General features: G+C 43.6%; 18 protein-coding genes and 1 pseudogene. 16 read left to right on the top strand and 3 right to left on the bottom strand.

From position 1 onward, the window contains the following. Positions 1 to 150: 150 nt before the first annotated feature. From CLV84_RS21340 to CLV84_RS22410, 16 genes and pseudogenes are all read left to right on the top strand, one after another. Positions 151 to 396, top strand: a complete 246-nt coding sequence (locus tag CLV84_RS21340; protein ID WP_104421888.1) for a hypothetical protein — start codon at positions 151 to 153, stop codon at positions 394 to 396. A gap of 218 nt (positions 397 to 614) precedes the next feature. Next, positions 615 to 893: a CPCC family cysteine-rich protein gene (locus CLV84_RS21335; protein ID WP_104421887.1), complete on the top strand. Its 279-nt coding sequence runs from the start codon at positions 615 to 617 to the stop codon at positions 891 to 893. Positions 894 to 1333: 440 nt separating this feature from the next. Then, positions 1334 to 2236, top strand: coding sequence for an SMI1/KNR4 family protein (locus tag CLV84_RS21330; RefSeq protein WP_104421886.1), 903 nt, complete (start codon positions 1334 to 1336; stop codon positions 2234 to 2236). Between the two features lie 804 nt (positions 2237 to 3040). Next, the gene (locus CLV84_RS21325; RefSeq protein ID WP_104421885.1) at positions 3041 to 3928 is read left to right on the top strand and encodes a tetratricopeptide repeat protein; all 888 of its coding nucleotides are present in this window, start codon (positions 3041 to 3043) and stop codon (positions 3926 to 3928) included. A gap of 251 nt (positions 3929 to 4179) precedes the next feature. Further along, positions 4180 to 4884, top strand: a complete 705-nt coding sequence (locus CLV84_RS21590; RefSeq protein ID WP_146088903.1) for a hypothetical protein — start codon at positions 4180 to 4182, stop codon at positions 4882 to 4884. A gap of 235 nt (positions 4885 to 5119) precedes the next feature. Beyond that, on the top strand, positions 5120 to 5446 hold the full coding sequence (locus CLV84_RS21585; RefSeq protein WP_146088902.1) for a hypothetical protein: 327 nt from the start codon (positions 5120 to 5122) through the stop codon (positions 5444 to 5446). An 862-nt stretch (positions 5447 to 6308) separates the two neighbouring features. After that, on the top strand, positions 6309 to 7511 hold the full coding sequence (locus CLV84_RS21580; RefSeq protein ID WP_146088901.1) for a hypothetical protein: 1203 nt from the start codon (positions 6309 to 6311) through the stop codon (positions 7509 to 7511). A 302-nt stretch (positions 7512 to 7813) separates the two neighbouring features. Then, positions 7814 to 8293, top strand: a complete 480-nt coding sequence (locus CLV84_RS21315) for a hypothetical protein (protein WP_104421883.1) — start codon at positions 7814 to 7816, stop codon at positions 8291 to 8293. Positions 8294 to 8331: 38 nt separating this feature from the next. Then, complete coding sequence (locus tag CLV84_RS21310) at positions 8332 to 8868, top strand: DUF7832 domain-containing protein (protein WP_211295322.1); 537 nt, start codon at positions 8332 to 8334, stop codon at positions 8866 to 8868. 327 nt (positions 8869 to 9195) lie between these two features. Further along, positions 9196 to 9918 (top strand): hypothetical protein, encoded by a 723-nt coding sequence (locus CLV84_RS21305; RefSeq protein WP_146088900.1) that lies wholly within the window; start codon positions 9196 to 9198, stop codon positions 9916 to 9918. Positions 9919 to 10277: 359 nt separating this feature from the next. Beyond that, positions 10278 to 11252, top strand: coding sequence for a hypothetical protein (locus CLV84_RS21575; RefSeq protein ID WP_146088899.1), 975 nt, complete (start codon positions 10278 to 10280; stop codon positions 11250 to 11252). Between the two features lie 117 nt (positions 11253 to 11369). Beyond that, positions 11370 to 11594, top strand: coding sequence for an HNH endonuclease (locus CLV84_RS22415; RefSeq protein ID WP_104421880.1), 225 nt, complete (start codon positions 11370 to 11372; stop codon positions 11592 to 11594). Further along, positions 11555 to 11959, top strand: coding sequence for a hypothetical protein (locus tag CLV84_RS21935; RefSeq protein ID WP_170067814.1), 405 nt, complete (start codon positions 11555 to 11557; stop codon positions 11957 to 11959). Before CLV84_RS22415 ends, CLV84_RS21935 begins: the two co-directional genes overlap by 40 nt. 411 nt (positions 11960 to 12370) lie before the next feature. Next, a complete protein-coding gene (locus tag CLV84_RS21285) occupies positions 12371 to 12796 on the top strand; it encodes a hypothetical protein (protein ID WP_146088898.1) in 426 nt (141 codons plus the stop codon). Positions 12797 to 13054: 258 nt separating this feature from the next. Then, complete coding sequence (locus CLV84_RS21280) at positions 13055 to 13261, top strand: hypothetical protein (protein WP_104421877.1); 207 nt, start codon at positions 13055 to 13057, stop codon at positions 13259 to 13261. Continuing rightward, positions 13260 to 13406 (top strand): annotated as a pseudogene (locus CLV84_RS22410) (helix-turn-helix transcriptional regulator); the annotation flags it as partial. The gene CLV84_RS21280 and the pseudogene CLV84_RS22410, both read left to right, overlap by 2 nt. A gap of 158 nt (positions 13407 to 13564) precedes the next feature. Here CLV84_RS22410 and CLV84_RS21270 read toward each other — a convergent pair. From CLV84_RS21270 to CLV84_RS21260, 3 genes are all read right to left on the bottom strand, one after another. Further along, positions 13565 to 14341, bottom strand: a complete 777-nt coding sequence (locus tag CLV84_RS21270; protein WP_104421875.1) for an alpha/beta fold hydrolase — start codon at positions 14339 to 14341, stop codon at positions 13565 to 13567. A 393-nt stretch (positions 14342 to 14734) separates the two neighbouring features. Then, positions 14735 to 15571: an IS3 family transposase gene (locus tag CLV84_RS21265; protein ID WP_104421874.1), complete on the bottom strand. Its 837-nt coding sequence runs from the start codon at positions 15569 to 15571 to the stop codon at positions 14735 to 14737. Between the two features lie 4 nt (positions 15572 to 15575). Next, positions 15576 to 15869 (bottom strand): transposase, encoded by a 294-nt coding sequence (locus CLV84_RS21260; protein WP_104421873.1) that lies wholly within the window; start codon positions 15867 to 15869, stop codon positions 15576 to 15578. Positions 15870 to 16078: the final 209 nt, after the last annotated feature.

Raw genomic sequence — 16078 nt, 5'->3', positions numbered from 1 at the left:
TTAGTGTCGATGAAGCGTTTATAGGTTACTTTGAGGCTGTTAAAAATCCGGGTGCTGATTGGTGGTAGCCGGTCTGCGCCGGCGCAAACGTTGGCGGAAATCCAAGCCCGCAGAACAGGAGCCAATCAATTAATCTAACTGCTTAGGATCGTGGAAAACTACTGGCAAAAATTCGACGAGCTAATCGATTTGCTTAAAAAGGACAACAAGCATCATGTGGTCGATGAATTAAAAGATGCCCAGTTGTATGTCAACGGGTTAACTGATGGGTGGTACAATTTTATGGAAGCTTATGATAACATCATAAAGTTCAGAAAACAAGAATTGACAGAGCACCAATTAAATATATCATCAGTTTTATCAAAAAAATTGAAAGATTGGCTATCAGATAGATAATTACCATCTTGCTGTCAGCTTTTATTTAATCAAAAGTTATATTAAAATTAGGCCTTCACCAAGCATGAATCTCCTGCGATGAAACTATTAATTATAAATTGAACATACGCGCAGGCGAAAATGAGGGGCGCATTCTGACGACGACCATGTCTAAGTGTGGACTTGAAACTGTTATTGCGTTCTGAGATAAGATTACTTACAACTAAACCCAAACCAGCATGGACCAGATTGAAAAATATTATTGCCCGTGTTGTGGTTATAAAACCTTAAACGAAGAGCCACCAGGAACATATAATATATGTAGTATATGTTATTGGGAAGATGATCCGTACCAGTTCCAACACTGGAATTACTCGGGTGGAGCTAATAAAGTGTCTTTAGTTCAAGGACAAATAAATTTTGAAAAATTTGGAGCTTGTGAGAAAGAAATGATTAAATATACAAGAAGGCTTAACAAGACAGACGAAAGGAACGAAAACTGGAAGAAGACTAATTAATATTGTGTATTTATAATAATACGACATATAAATTTTAAAATTGGGGAATAATTAGAAGCCTGCTTATAGTGAAGTGAAATAAGTATATGGGGTAGCCCTTTTTGTAAAAGACTAAGTAGACCAACCTCGAATAAAAATATAAAAAGAACTTCCGCCAACAACGCGCCAGCGACAAACCGGCGATGGTGTGGGTTGGCGTCGATGAAGCTTTTAAAAGTTACCTTGAGGTTGGTCGAGATCCGAGTGCTGGTTGGTGGTAGCCGGTCCGCGCCGGCGCACCCGTTGGGCGACAGCCGCTTTAAGGCGGCCGATAAAAACCATCCATCAGTGCGTACTTAGAGACAAGATTAGTTGAACAATACACGGGCATGATTCGATGAATCGTATATGCTCGTATTTAACTTTCGGTACCTTGTTCTAACTCTAGCTAAACCCCCATCATGAACTTCAAATCCTTTATAAAAAGCCTCTTTAGTGAACGCATGGTTGAAACCTCAGGAGATGCAAAGAAAGTACTCAGATATAACCCAAATGACTTTTGGGACAAACCAGTGTATTTACCATCATACAAGGGGAGATTGACCACATCAAAAATTGAGACCGTAGAAAGTCAGATAGGTTTTAAGTTGCCCAGTAAATTGATTGAGTTGTTGACTATTCAAAATGGTGGATATGTAAATACTACAGGATATGCAATATTAGAAGAGGTCTATGGCATTGGTGAAGGATTTCCAAATATCGGTGAGGAGACGGCGCGTCTCCGATCAGAATTTGATGACCCAAAAGTTGAATATTTGGTACCATTAAATGGAGATGGTCACGAATTCATATGTTTAGATTACAGATTTGACACGGAAAACCCTAAAGTCACAAGAGTTGATTTGGAGTGTAATGAAGAAGAAGTTTTAGGTGAATCATTTGAATCATACATTGAAAATGACCTATTAACTACCCAAGAATTACACGATTTACAACCAATTTATACTTCAACGATATCAATAGAGGAACTCGAACAGATCCTAAAAAGGTATCCACAATTTATCATAATGGACATGGGCTACAACTTGAATGGGTATAATCAATTCAGAATTGATAGTCAGTCGTTTAAAATTTTAGGGTTTGCATACGACCTCTATGTTAGAAAAGGCTTCATTCGCCCATCTGAAGAGAAATATGAAACTATGAAAGATTTGATGCCCGAAACGGTCTCGCAACTTAGGACAGCTCCCCAACACCACAAAACAATTCTAAAATTTTCAACGCATGAAACCGCAGATTTGATACTATCGGCACTTAAAGAGGAAAATGTTGAAGTTACTATTCATGATTTTACTAATAGGTAAAGTTTGATTAAAGAAGATGGTTCTTCAGAATTCAGCTACCCATAATCGCCCAACACTGCGCCATCGTCAAGCCGGCGGTGATGCTTTTAGGCGTCGGGACTGCTTTAATAGCTAGGAAAGAAAATTCCCTGTCCGTAAGTTAGTTGGTTGTAGCCGGCCTGCGTTGGCGCCACCGTTGGCGGCAATGGCTGAAAAGACCATACGATTCTGATGCTATAAATAATATACTTCGCCTGGTGCTTCGCTCCCGGTCTGAGTAGGTCCGGCACCAACGGACTGCGCCATTCCGCACCGCAACGGCAAGTGGCCACGCCTTCGGCGGCCCACCTGCGTCGCGGTTAGCGGAAGGCGCAATCCGGGTCCTTAATGATAGATGGGTGCACCGGCCACTGCCGCCAACAAAGCGCCACCGTCAACCCGGGAGTCTGGGTGCGCTGAGGGAAAGGGCTGGGTGGTTGGTAGTTGCCAATCTGGCAACGTTCTCAATGGTCCAAAAGCCTCCGCAGGCTCCGGGTTTTGGCCCATGTTCACTTATGCCAGAAAGGCTAGCTTTGAGTTCCAAGCCAAAGCCTGGTGGTTGGTGCTTCCCGGGCAGACGGTGGCGCGCCCGTTGGGCGAAATGCCAGCATAAGGCCGGCACAAAGCACTCAAGGAGCACTACAATTGAGATCATTCCGTTAACATACAGATCAAATAGCTATTTGCCGTACACGGTAGATTTATAATTAAACTGTTAAGTAATCAATTTTGATTAAATGGCTTAATCTCGTGTTTTGCTCATCCTTATTTTCATGGCGGACGAACTTGATCTTCATTCCATTCTTGATAATTGGTCTTTCAGCAAGTTCGTGTAGAGAACTTGCTGAATGTGAGGCCGGCCTAAGTGATTTAGATTGGAATTACGTAGAAAGAGTAAATAAACTGATCAGCACAGAAGATTACCTTGAAGCCATCAAAATTAATAATGAGGCTTTGACACATAATCCAGAAAATTACATTGCAATCTCCAACAGAGGAGCACTCCAATTTCAAAAGAAAGGCCACAACGTATCCAAGGAAGAGTTGGTAAGCATGTTGGACGATTTTGAAGCATCATTAAAAATATGCCCGAGTTATCTAATCGCCAACTCAAATATGATAACCATTTCAAGCGAGTTTGGCCTATCTGATCAAGTGATTGTTTATTCTATGAAACGCGACTCGCTAGAAAAACTTACCCCTTACTTTTTAACAAAATTGTTGATCGGGTATTTTGATAGGGGGCTCTATGAATATGCTGTACGAACTGGTGAAACTGTTTTACAAGTAGAACCCCAAAATATTGAAGCAGCAAATTATTTAGGATTGACCCATATTCAATTGAAGCAATATAACAGAGCTGAAAAATTATTTAATCAAATCATCCGAGACGGGCGAGCGAATTCACTTACGTATCGAGGTGTAGCTGTATTGAATGAAAAGAGAGGTGATCTAGATAATGCAAAGCAGAACTATAGACTGTCAATAAAAAATGACTCGACAGAATTAGAATCTTATTTGTCCTTAGCGCGTATTTATGAGTTCCAGGATAGTCTAGAGAGTGCATGCCACACTTACAGATTAGCCAGTGCCAGTTGCGAGGAGTTGTTTGAGTACAGCTATAGTCGACCTGATGTAGAGGAAAAGATTGGCAAATTTTGTAGCCTAAAATAGATTCGCCCAACAACACGCCAGCGTCAAACCGGCAGTTGTGGGGGGGGTGTCGAGCATGATCTATATTGGGGGATGAAGTTGGTGATGGTCCGATGAGCTGGTTGGTAGAGCCGGTCTGCGCCGGCGTAACCGTTGGGCGAAATGACGTTGAAAGACAACTTGTTCCTAGATCAAAAATCTTGGAAAACCGGAACTTAAAATATTATATATACAATCACTTTAAATAAAAGTTAGATCAAATAAATTATAGCATGAAAAATAATATTTCTCATCAAGAATTGTATAAACGCTTGAATGAAGTAATAAATAAAATCAATATAGAAGAAGTAACTGACGCATTCCTCTACAGCCTTAGTACTAGAGATTTGACCTACCGTCCGATGCTATCCTCTTACGTTTTTGCAGCAAGCATTCCGACACATAACGTTAAAGAAGTAATATATCCTTCGGGCAATCGAGCTTGTTCATTCTGTGGGCATTGTTTCACATGTGATGCTGACGATTCTGATCAACTAGAAATAGAATTAGCAAGATTTGGCGGAGTACGGATCGATCAGGTCTATCCGGTAGTCTATTATCTTGAGCGATTTTTGCAAATGCCGAAGGTTAAGCCTAAAGTAGAAGATTATAATATATTTATTGAGATAATTGCCAAAATCCAAATGTTAGATGCATTAGCCAAGCCAAGGGATTTGGAGAAAGCGCTTTCAGGAACCTTAAAATCAAATAAATGGGAACGACAGATGCTGATTGATCAGCTTGGGGTACTGGGGTTACTACAAACTAGTATCTACAAGGGCTATAGTCATTCGTACACTACTCCTAATGAAAGAGTTTTGCCGGCTGTGAAGTCCATCGATTGGAGATACCCTGTTTGTTGGTGGAGAGGCAAAGATGGAATCGATATGCTAGTTTATAAGGAATACTTCAATAGATTCGAGGAGCTCAGTAAGTGATTTATATTAGTCGGCTCTTGAATGGAAAAGGCAGAAGAATATTCGCCCAAGAACGCGCCAGCGACAAACCGGCGAGGGTGCGGGTTGGTGTCGATGAAGCCTTAAAAGCTACCTTGAGGTTGGTCGAGATCCGCGCTGCTGGTCGGTGGTAGCCGGTCTGCGCCGGCGCAAACGTTGGGCGAAATAGCCCGCATTAAAGCTAGCAGATAGAAAAACAGGTAACACACAAAATTATATGGCACTACCGAAGAAAGGCATTCGTAAAATAACAGTCGGAACGACTTGCTACTACTGGACTGTCAGCATCGACTATCAAAGCATGAAAACTTTTGTAGGCATCGGGTTGGTTGATAAACCGAATAAGCACATCACATTGATTACCACACTAGGTAAAGATGATCACAATGAATCTGCAGAGTCATACTTTTACGAAGTAAAGCCTAGCCTAGTCCGAAGGGCAATTATCTTCGCAAACAATTCTGATACAGTAATGTGGAATGGTAAAAAGGATTCAAAACTTGAATTAATAGCTTCAGGCGAAATCATTTCTATTTGTAATTAGACCATAATTTACAATAGGAAATCTATGACTGAAGTAAATATTCATGATGGCATAAACACGATTTGCGAAGACATGGTATCAAGGCCACCGTTACCAGTAAAGCTAAAATCATATATTTATTTATTAAAGCATTCTAGGAGAAAAAATCCGGGGCATTACCTCGGTAATCAGTTCAACAGTGAATATTATATTTGAGTGTGAAAACAATTATTCGCGTATTGAACAAAGTAAAGACTAACGATAGCTGAACAAAAGCATGAATTTTAAGAGGCAACGTATTTTTCTTCTGCATGAAATACTGTTAAATTTAATAAATATAATATCTAACATAAATATTATATTGAGGTCTATGTAGGCCAGACGCTTGTGAGGATGTTTATGTATTCAAAAGTGGCATTGCTACCCGGATCAATACTTTCAACAGCTATTATTATGATTTGCTTCATTCAACTAAGAGAGTCTTATTTAGATATGCAATTTGAAAAAGACGATAAATTAAATGTAGCAAAAGCTAAAGCAATAGGAATAAAGAACTCTTTTGGCATAGTTACTGCATCGCTATTTGTCTGGTTTATTCCTGATCTATTAACTGTACTAAGTTGAACTTAAAGACGTCTAAACTGTAAATCTGGGATCAAGTCGTCAATGCTAACCATATTATAAGGTTTAATGTCAAACCTTATTTTAATCGCCCAACAACACGCCAGCGCCAAACCGGCAGTTGTGGGGGAGGGTGTCTAGGGTGTTTTATATTAGAGGATGAAGTTGGTGATGGTCCGATGAGCTGGTTGGTGGAGCCGGTCTGCGCCGGCGTAACCGTTCTGCGCAACTAACCAGCACAACTTCGGATAGAAAATGACATATGAGAAAACTTAAAATAAGCTTACTGATTGTAGCTGGTGTGCTTGTATGCGGATTACAGATATTCGTGGTGCAAAACTTCATAAAAAAAGTAATGTTAGAACAACCTAAATTGGAACTTTATGAATTTCAAAGTTTTGATATTGAGTTAGTCTCGGCAGTTTTTTATTCAAGTGGAGGGAAGCTTTATCACAACCAAAAAGGAAAATTAGATTGCAGTAGCGACCCTATTATGGATATAGGAGAGGATCTAAATGACCGAAGTTTATATGTTTCGCCAAATGGCCAATTAGCAGTTTTGATATTTCAAGGCGGTATTTACCTCGTCAACAACAGAGGTGATCGTATTCTGGTTACTGATAATTGTACTGGGGAATACGCTACAAATGAACAGCGAGCAAATGGAAGATTTCGTGGTGACAATATTCAATGGTCTGAAAACTCCAAGTATTTCATTCTCGCTCAGGACAAAATATGGGTAAGGAACTTTGATGAAAACAATAGGACTAACATTTATAAATATGATGTGTCAAAAGAACAACTGCAACTCTTAGCAGAACTGAATGAAGAGTGCAAAAGCGATTTTTATTTAAGTAGGAATGGTAATTATATATATTACCAATTTGCTACATCCGACGGTGATCTGCTATACAAAAAAATATCAATAAATAACCAATCGTCATTTTCAATTTATGTAGCTGGTGATGATCGAAAGCTAGATGGTGTAAGTAGTGATAGCATATTTATAAATTACAGAGATTATAAAAGAGCTTTTCAAAGTCATTCCAATGATCTCAAAACAGTCGTTGCTTATTTTGATGGGAGCCTATATTTGCAACGCGATAATTGTAGCTTAAACATTTTAAAAGGAAAGTCTGGGTACAATAAATTAACGGGCGCTAAACCCAATGCATTTAATTTGCGCTATTTTATTCCAGGCAATCGTTTCTATTTCATTAACGTAGACTCAGAAAGGCACGAAGGAACCTTTGTGCTAAATGTAAATACTGGGGAAACTTTAAAACTAAGCAGACAAATAGAAATGCATTATAACGTAAACAATAATCATTGCCCAGATTTTGTCTACAACTTTTTTGAATTAAGACCTGACGTTGTACTTCAATCAACAATTAATAACAATATGCGAAGTCAAGTGGAGAATCAGCAGGGTAATATGACTTACAGATGCGATATACGCAATTAGACCATTACTTTGATTTAAGAAAATAGAAGCTTTAAATTAATATGCGCAGAACATTGCGCCATCGTCAAGCCGGCGGTAAGGCTTTTGGGAGTCGATGAAGACTTTAAACGCTGACTTTGAGTTGGTCGAGATCCAAAAGTTGGTTGGTTGTAGCCGGCCTGCGGTGGCGCACCCGTTGGGCGAAATGCCGGCATTAGAGCCGGCACGAAAACTAATCGTAGATAGCGCTCAGTATAAAACTTATAGATGCCTAGAAGTGCTCATGAGCATGTTTAAATCTACTATCGGATAATACGCATAGAATGTCAATCGATTATAATATTGTCAAAATCCATAAGACTGAGATGTCTAACTTCGGTCTAAAATGGAGATTTGTTGATGACAATTATAACAATCTTCCTCTGACAGTTCTAAATCAGTTAGTTACACTTAACGCTGAAGGGGCAGAAAAATTAAGTGACATTCTAGTAAAAAATGGTGTTCACATTGATTTCCCCTTTAATAAAAGGATGTTCGATCAATTGATAATCTACGATATTGAACTTGAAGATGTCGCTGGTGTCAGGAGATGGTTAAATGGTTTGGGGTTGAATCGGGACGAACCGATTTATTTACATTGGTCAGATAAAAGCGCCATGGTCACGTCTTGGGGGATAGTCATTGACTACTATGATGATTTTTTTTATCCAGGTTCTGACGATCTAACTATCTTCGATTCATCTCTAAATTGGGCGGTATTATTCTTCCACGAAAGTCAAATTTATTTTGGAACAAACAGCTAATGTTTCGCTAACGTTCTTCAGAACGTGATGAATTAACTATGGGAAGTATAGATAGGGCAGATTGGCATTACGGAGGAGTTTATCCAAGTAGTTTGCCTAAAGAAGGTGGGGGTACACATATTGGAATGTATCTCACTTGGATTATTATGAATGATTTGATTGGAACAGTTCACACTGAAAACTCTGCTTCCGCAATATTGGAAGTTAAAAACCGAAAGATATCAGGAAGAGATTTTTTGTTTGAGTATTGCGACGGTAAATTTTGGAATGAAGACTTAACAGTTGAGGGGCAAGATTTTACTTTGAAATACTACCTTGACCCAATAAACGACAAAAAGCCATACGGCCAGTATATAATTGATTATGAAAAAACACTAGCTAGCTGTCTGCCTTCCTTGTATGAAGTCAAAGATAATTGGTCTAATTACGACAAAATATCGGCAGTCATTGACGAAAGATTCAGGAATTATAAATTACTAAACTCTGATGTGGGAGGTTTAAGTGACAACAAGAAGAACAACTCCAAACAAATGAGGCTACTATCTTTAGTAAAGGACTGGTGGAAGAGAATGTAAACCCGGAGAGATGTTAAAATATCAAGTATTTACCTTTCCAGAAGTAAGGCTTTGCTGGCTGTGTAGTAATTAGAAAGCGTTCGCCCAACAACACGCCAGCTTCAAACCGGCAGCTGAGAGGGTAGGTGTCGAGAGTGATTTATATTTGGGGATGGAGCTGGTGGTGGTCTGATGAGTTGGTCGGTGGAGCCGGTCTGCGCCGGCGTAACCGTTGGGCGACAGACCGCCATTTAAGGCGGTCCGAGATAAGCATACACTGACTCTAGGTAAAAGGACGCTTGGTGGCAACTGTTAAGACCTAGAACTAAATTTGAGAACGCAATTAGAATGAAAAGTAGAAATCCAAATGCAAAATTGTCCACTTATCTAATTAGTATTGTTGCCATCGGTGGCTCATTATTGTGCAGTAACTGTTCCTTGGAGACGGAACAAGAATATTTAGTTGATATTGAAAAAGCATGTAACTGCTACCGTATTACTGGACCTAACAAAAGTCGAGATATTGAAGAAAACTTACATCAGTGCATGGGTGAATACGAAAAATTTATCCAACAAGCTGAAGAACAAAAAAATATAAGTGCTTCACAATCGGACTCATTAAATCAACTTTATCTCGGCATATTGATGAATGAGCTTACGTTGACCTGTGAATTCTTTAGAGAAGACTATAAGGCCTTCATATCAGATCAATTTTTTGCACCCTTCAGCTTGGCCGATCAATTGCTACACGAAGCGGAATTGGAAGGCGCAGATACAACAGACGTCCATATTATAAAACTCAAATTTGCAGCAGGCCAACGGGAATATGCTTACAATCTTATGCGCAGAAATTACATCATTAAAAATTCAAATGATTACTATGGGTGGTGGGTGAAAGGAGCCATGGAGCACGAATTAGGAATGACCGATCAAGCATTGCTATCATTGGATAATGCAATCTCGTATGCTCAAAACTCAGGTGAAGGAAACTTGATAAAGTATTACCAAAACTCCATATCTAGCGTAAATAACAGCAGAAACCAGTTGTTTGAAGTGACAATTTCACATTGAATGACTTTGAGGGCAGGTTAGATGCAAGTATGATTTTTCAAAAGGGAATATGGAGAAACACCATAGGTATATAAAATAGCTTACATCAATAACTATCTTATAAATTATGAATGTGAGGCAAAGAAAGTATCGCCCAACATTGCGCCATCGACAAACCGGCGATGGTGCGGGTGGGTGCCGAAGATGTCTTTATAGGTCACCTTGAAGCTGGTCGAGATCCGGATGCTGGTTGGTGGTAGCCGGTCTGCGTTGGCGCCCCCGTTGGGCGACAGACCGCCATTAAAGGCGGTCCGTTCTTAGCCTAAAACCTTCGACTTATTGACAAAAGTATTAATGTGTAGAAGAACATATTTAGAAGAATGAAATTCAGTGAAGTCAAATTTTTATCTAGCCATGAAAGAGAAATCTGGCTAAAAAATATCACTAGAAAATATGAGAATGACCTCAGGCAAAGTTTTAATATATTAGAATTACTCAAAAGTCAGATCCTAGATGCTTATCACAGCATTGAAAATGATGCAATAAAAATCTTTCATGAAGACAAGATTAAGCTTAGAGGCAGGCTCAAACTTATTAATGAACAAATTTGTGATAAATGCGGTGCGAAGATTGAGAGAACAACTGGTCCCTATGGAGACTATTTAATTTGCCCTAATTATCATTATGGTGAAGGCCACTCAAAATTGAGTTATTCATACATTAATGATGAATACATTCAGAGATTGCACAACAATTGCCATGTCAGAATTCGATCTAATTGGCTATTTCAAATTAGACAAATAGTAGATGTCCCAGAATCTGCAAAAGCATCTCACCTTTTGCAATACTTATTAGTAAATGGATATGAAGATCTTAGGTTAAAGTACGGCTACAGAGAAACAAATAAAACCATAGGGGGATTTGTTCTCGCCAGTTCAAATGCCAATGAAACAGAACTAAAGACATGCGATATATTGGAATCACATTTCGATACAGTTATCCATCAACTAGGAATAAAATATAAACTAAATGAGGGGTCAAAAATGGAGTATAGATTTATCGATATTTTAGCATCGAATGAACAAGCTGTCTATATTATTGAAGTCAAAAGAGACGCGATGTTTTTTGATGACAATCAAATCAGCCTTTATTACAATCTAGTAAAGCACGCAATGGCGGAAAGGCACGACAATAGAAGACTTTATCCTGTCTTTGTAGTGCAAGAAGATCCGTCATATTTGAAAAAATACAATGAGAGCGTAAATTATTTAGCACTTGATAATCTTAAAACATGGCTAACGCGTCACACAATTAACCCAGTGCTCCCTGTTTATCGATTACAATCCGCGAACTAGTAGACATCACTAGACTGAATTATACCATTGCAATTAAATGTGACGAAAATATTTTGTTGGATAGCTGATAAAAATAATTTCCTTCTCAAGTCATATCGAATTCTAAAATTGTAATCCATGGGTTGGCCCACTAGTGTTAGAGAAAATGTCCTCGTAAAAGCGGGGCGGCACTGTTGTCTCTGTCATAAATTCTGTGGCTTGAAGATTGAGCTTCACCACATCAAACTTAAGTCACAGGGAGGTGAAGAGACTGAGGAAAATTGTATACCGTTGTGCTTTGATTGTCATGCAGATGTACAGTCATGTTTAAACAAGCGTTTGGTTCCATACGAGATACAATAACAATCAATCAGCAAATCGGCGGCGAGTTGGTATGCGATTACGAATACAATGCTGACTTAGCGTCTTGGTTCTATGATGTAACTTATACATACGTACCAAATCGCAAACCGTCAGTTCATACTGGGACAGGTGAGTATTATGGGAAAGAATGGATGCAGGATGAACAACTAGTGAAAATAGGTAGCTGGCTAGTGTTAAGTACAGGTGGTGGCCTCCAAGGAGAGAAGTTGCTGGTAGGCACGCCAAGGATGGAAAAATGGCACGAAACTATAGTGAGTCAGGAAGAGATGAAGAGATACACGGGGATAGTCTATGGCAAGCTGCAAACATTAGAGATTTTACTGGCTGGTTACCCTACGAAGTAGATATTAGGTCTATGGTTCAAGATTGTCTTGAGGTCAAGTATGTATACCGAACCGGTGACCAAGTCGGTGATTTAGACAGTACATATTTACTATATAGCCTCGATAGTATACTGGGCGAATACGAGATGATTGGAGTTGGAAGTCAACCAGCATTGACAGAGTCGAAATAGCATTCCTCCCGCACTACTGAGCTACCGCGCAGAAACAGTAGCCAGCTGGCCGACAGCGGATGGAAACAGCAGCCGTCCCACACTTATGAGCCGCCGCGTAGAAACAGTAGCTAAGCACTCGATGGAAGCGTTAAACGGGTTTATCAAATCACTCGTGCAGAGCGAGCGAAGCGTGAGGGTTCAATTTGTTAGGTGGCTGATGCCAGTGTACGAAGCAAACAGAGGTATAACTCTAATGCCGATGAACTTGCACTCTGCAATTGTCGAGCCGACGCTCAATGACTGGCCGGAAGAGCCAGGAACGAGTATCGATCATTTGTTGTGGCTCGGTAGAGATATGAGTATGGGACTCGCCGTGCAGAAGCAACCACGCAACGAGAAGGCTATTGCTCGCTACTTCAGCCGAATTACCTGCCGCATCAGAATGAATCAACACGAGACAGATAACTATGCCTACGATGGTGACCCAGGGCAAGACAAAAATCTTTTAGGTCACCTGAAAGACGTTTGCGCCCAATCCATCAGAAAGCTCGACTACGAAAAGGAAATTGCACTGCTCACAGAGATTGCGGAGGAATGGGTTCAACGCAGGAAAAAGAGAAATAATAATGCAGGGAACACCGGCTACACGCCCATGCCGGCTGATCGCCAGGCGCGACGCGCGTAGCCCAACGCTAGATACTACAAAGAAAAAGCTATGCGGCACGAAGATCTCCCCGAACGGTGGAAGCAGCGGTTGGTCGAACATGCATTAAAGGAGAGCGGAGGAAGGTGGCGATCACTAAGTGTGTCAAGTTTTAGCTCAAACACGGCCGCAGTGCAGCGATTCGAAGACGGATCGACAGCTAAGAGCCTGTTTGGACATTCGCCACCGGCTGAGTCGTCCTAGGATAGCTTTACGGTCAATGTACTCTAATGCACTGTTTTGAGTAAGGAGAAGACAAGAGTTAAGCAGACGAAGCCACGCGGCACCTACCCGCCCTCCCTCAAGCGCGAACTCGCCGTCCGCTACCTCGCCGGGGAGTTCTCCTACGCCGTAGCCGCCGAGGACTTCGGCCTCCCGAGCGCGGAAACCGCCAAGGAGTTCGTGCGGTGGTACAAGCGCCTCGTAGCCAGCGAGGACGCCGACTGAGCGGATGGGCGTCAGTAGAAAGACCATCAATACTGTCGAAAATGGTGTTTTCGCTCCCTCTGTTACTGTCGCTTTGAAATTCGCCTACGCACTTCAAGCGACAGTCGAGCAGCTATTTGAACTGAAAAACGCGCCGAACGATTAGGTCATTTATCGGCTCGGAAGTTGCACGCCGGCTTTGGTGGGCCGGCGCTCCGAAATGGGACAGTCGACTTCCGGCCTAAAATGCGCCAATGCGAAATAAGTCCATATTGAAGCCTTTGAACTGCTAGTCCGCCTATTGTAGCGTCAATGTGATCATGGTCACTCCGTGGCATCCAGAATGACCTTGACTGTCTCCTCTGGCTGATCCCACATCGGGAAGTGTCCGCTATGCTCAAACCAATGCATCCTTGCTTTGGGGAAGGCTGCCATCGCGCGGTCCGCCTGTTGCGGTAAACACAGCCGATCCTTGCGGCCCCAGCCGATAACGACCGGTGCAGATGTATTCGCAGGACCCTCCTGCATTGCGCCTTTGGCGAGATCCTTCACGAGCGAACCTACGGTACGCGTGTCCGCCAATGATTTTAGTTCGCGCGCGACGAATGCGGGATCGAGCGCACGTGGCCTTGCGGAGAGCTGGACCATAAGGGCGGTCCGGCCTACAACATTTCCGGTGATCGCAGGAAGCGCCGGTCGCACCGCGCGAACCAAGGCAAGCGATGCCGTTATGGTGGCGTTGAAGAAGGTACGCTCCCACCCCTGCCAAAAGCCACCCGGATCTAGCGCGACGACCGCACCGGCACGGCCGCGCCTAGCCATCTCCAGCACCAGGCGAGCGCCCAGAGAGCTGCCGACCATATCGACCCCTGTGAGGTTCTCCGCTTTAAGCCAATCGTCCAGGCTACGCGCCAGCCCGTCAAACGTGCCGCTATCGGCCTCTTCGGGTGACTGCCCGTGGGCTGGCAGGTCTAGGGCGATTACATCTCTGGCCTCGGCAAGCGCGGGCGAAATTGTGTCCCACGAGCGGCAGGTTGCCCCCAGCCCGTGGACAAGGAGGAGGGGTTTTCCGCGCCCTGCGCGCGTGTGGAATATGGTCATGTGAAAGAAACGCCTTGCAACGGCTTAAGTTGAATTCGGCCTGCCTCCGTCTGTTTTGCCGAGTGAATCGCCAAGAACGGACAGTGGGGGCTGTGGTCGAGGGGGGTGTGGCCGAGGCCCTGCCCGGCGACCCTGTCGCGCTCAAGCGCCTCGTCGCCGAGGCCCGCGCCGAGGCGTTCGCCCTGCGGACGCTCGTACGGGTCGTCGAGGAGGACACCGGGATCGACGCGCTAAGAAAGCCCGTCGCCAGGCGGCCAACGAAGTGAAGCGCGCCCACCCGGACATCGGACTGGGTCGCATCTGCGGTTGGCTCGGCTACACCCAGCAGGCGTACTACGCACAGTATAATACCTCGGGTTTTCAGACCACACAGCCAAGTTAGTTAGTTGAAAGTTAGGCGGCGTTTCGGTACCGCTGAATAGGTTTTACTCGGCCGATTCCCTGGTGATCCCGGTGGTGGTAGCGATGCAGCCATTCCTCGATTCCTTGGTACAGCTGCCGGCCGTCGTCGGCCGGGTTCAGGAAGATATGCTGGTACTTGATGGTGCGCCAGAAGCGCTCGATGTAGATGTTGTCCAGGGCTCTTCCCTTGCCGTCCATGCTGATGGCGATGCCCTGTTCTCGTAGATAGCTGACGTACTCCGAACAGGTAAACTGGCAACCCTGGTCGCCGCAGTTCAGGATTTCTGGAGCACCGTGTTCAGCAATGGCTTGGCGGACCACCCCCAGGCGGGCTTCGGCCGCCAGGGTGTTGGCTAAGCCCCAGCCTACGATGTAGCGCGAGTACACGTCGATGATTGCCGTGAGGTACATAAAGCCGCGCTGCATGGGGACATAGGTGATGTCGATGGTCCAGACCTGCCCCGGTCGGTTAATCTCCAGCTCACGCAGCAGGTAAGGGTGAACGTACTTCGCCTGCCCCAGCACAGTCAGGTGCCGACGCGGGTAAATGGCTCGGATACAGGCTTTGCGCATCAACCTCCGGACCCGCTCATAACCCGCGTAGTGTCCCTTATCTCTAAGCATTGATTGCATCGTTAGTACACCTGCGGTAGGTTCATCCAGGATGTGGGCGTCCATCAGCCGCATCATGGCGAGGTTCTGCTCGCTCTCGCCTTTGGACTCATAGTAGACGCTGCCCCGGCTAACCGAAAGCAAATCACACTGCCGGCGGATAGACAGGGAAGCCTGAGTCTCCACCCCGGCACGCCTTACTTCAGGTGATCCCATCTGGCTAAGTTTTTTTTAGAAAGTCGCGCTCCATCTGCAGCTGACCAATCTTGGCGTAAAGCTGCTGCAGTTCGGCTTCGCTGGCCGCTACCTCATCGGGTCCAGTAGTCGACCTGCCCTTGCCGGTCTCGAAAACCTGCTCGGAGCCGGCGATAAACTCCTGTTTCCACTGACTGATTTGGTTGGGATGCAGCTCAAATTTCTCCGCCAGCTCGGCCAACGTCTGTCTTTCTTTCAAGGCTTCAATCGCCACTTTTGCCTTGAAGGCGGCGGTAAATTTTCTTCTCGATCGCTTCATGTTACAAGTTAAGTTTTCAACTTAGCTCGTGGTCCAATTTTGTTGAGGTATTATAGCGGAAACGGCAGTGGAAATGCAATTGTAGCAATCCAAAGTGGAGAAAGAAATTCGCCCAACACCGCGCCAACTCCATTAAGCTAAGTAATTACCCACCATTCTGAAGCCCTCGGCTCCGCTGCTTTTGGGGTGTTGTTGCGGCGCGTAAGCCT

Origin of the sequence: Neolewinella xylanilytica (genome assembly GCF_002934605.1) — a bacterium.
Lineage (GTDB): Bacteria > Bacteroidota > Bacteroidia > Chitinophagales > Saprospiraceae > Neolewinella > Neolewinella xylanilytica.
Note: the sequence above shows the minus strand (reverse complement) of the source record. Positions and strands in the feature narration are given on the sequence as shown.

What these genes read in the sequence shown, in the direction of transcription:
- CLV84_RS21335 (WP_104421887.1), top strand. Translation starts at nt 615, where the DNA reads ATGGACCAGATTGAAAAATATTATTGCCCGTGTTGTGGTTATAAAACC.
- CLV84_RS21330 (WP_104421886.1), top strand. Translation starts at nt 1,334, where the DNA reads ATGAACTTCAAATCCTTTATAAAAAGCCTCTTTAGTGAACGCATGGTT.
- CLV84_RS21590 (WP_146088903.1), top strand. Translation starts at nt 4,180, where the DNA reads ATGAAAAATAATATTTCTCATCAAGAATTGTATAAACGCTTGAATGAA.
- CLV84_RS21585 (WP_146088902.1), top strand. Translation starts at nt 5,120, where the DNA reads ATGGCACTACCGAAGAAAGGCATTCGTAAAATAACAGTCGGAACGACT.
- CLV84_RS21580 (WP_146088901.1), top strand. Translation starts at nt 6,309, where the DNA reads ATGAGAAAACTTAAAATAAGCTTACTGATTGTAGCTGGTGTGCTTGTA.
- CLV84_RS21315 (WP_104421883.1), top strand. Translation starts at nt 7,814, where the DNA reads ATGTCAATCGATTATAATATTGTCAAAATCCATAAGACTGAGATGTCT.
- CLV84_RS21310 (WP_211295322.1), top strand. Translation starts at nt 8,332, where the DNA reads ATGGGAAGTATAGATAGGGCAGATTGGCATTACGGAGGAGTTTATCCA.
- CLV84_RS21305 (WP_146088900.1), top strand. Translation starts at nt 9,196, where the DNA reads ATGAAAAGTAGAAATCCAAATGCAAAATTGTCCACTTATCTAATTAGT.
- CLV84_RS21575 (WP_146088899.1), top strand. Translation starts at nt 10,278, where the DNA reads ATGAAATTCAGTGAAGTCAAATTTTTATCTAGCCATGAAAGAGAAATC.
- CLV84_RS22415 (WP_104421880.1), top strand. Translation starts at nt 11,370, where the DNA reads ATGGGTTGGCCCACTAGTGTTAGAGAAAATGTCCTCGTAAAAGCGGGG.
- CLV84_RS21935 (WP_170067814.1), top strand. Translation starts at nt 11,555, where the DNA reads ATGTTTAAACAAGCGTTTGGTTCCATACGAGATACAATAACAATCAAT.
- CLV84_RS21285 (WP_146088898.1), top strand. Translation starts at nt 12,371, where the DNA reads ATGAACTTGCACTCTGCAATTGTCGAGCCGACGCTCAATGACTGGCCG.
- CLV84_RS21270 (WP_104421875.1), bottom strand. Translation starts at nt 14,341, where the DNA reads ATGACCATATTCCACACGCGCGCAGGGCGCGGAAAACCCCTCCTCCTT.
- CLV84_RS21265 (WP_104421874.1), bottom strand. Translation starts at nt 15,571, where the DNA reads ATGGGATCACCTGAAGTAAGGCGTGCCGGGGTGGAGACTCAGGCTTCC.
- CLV84_RS21260 (WP_104421873.1), bottom strand. Translation starts at nt 15,869, where the DNA reads ATGAAGCGATCGAGAAGAAAATTTACCGCCGCCTTCAAGGCAAAAGTG.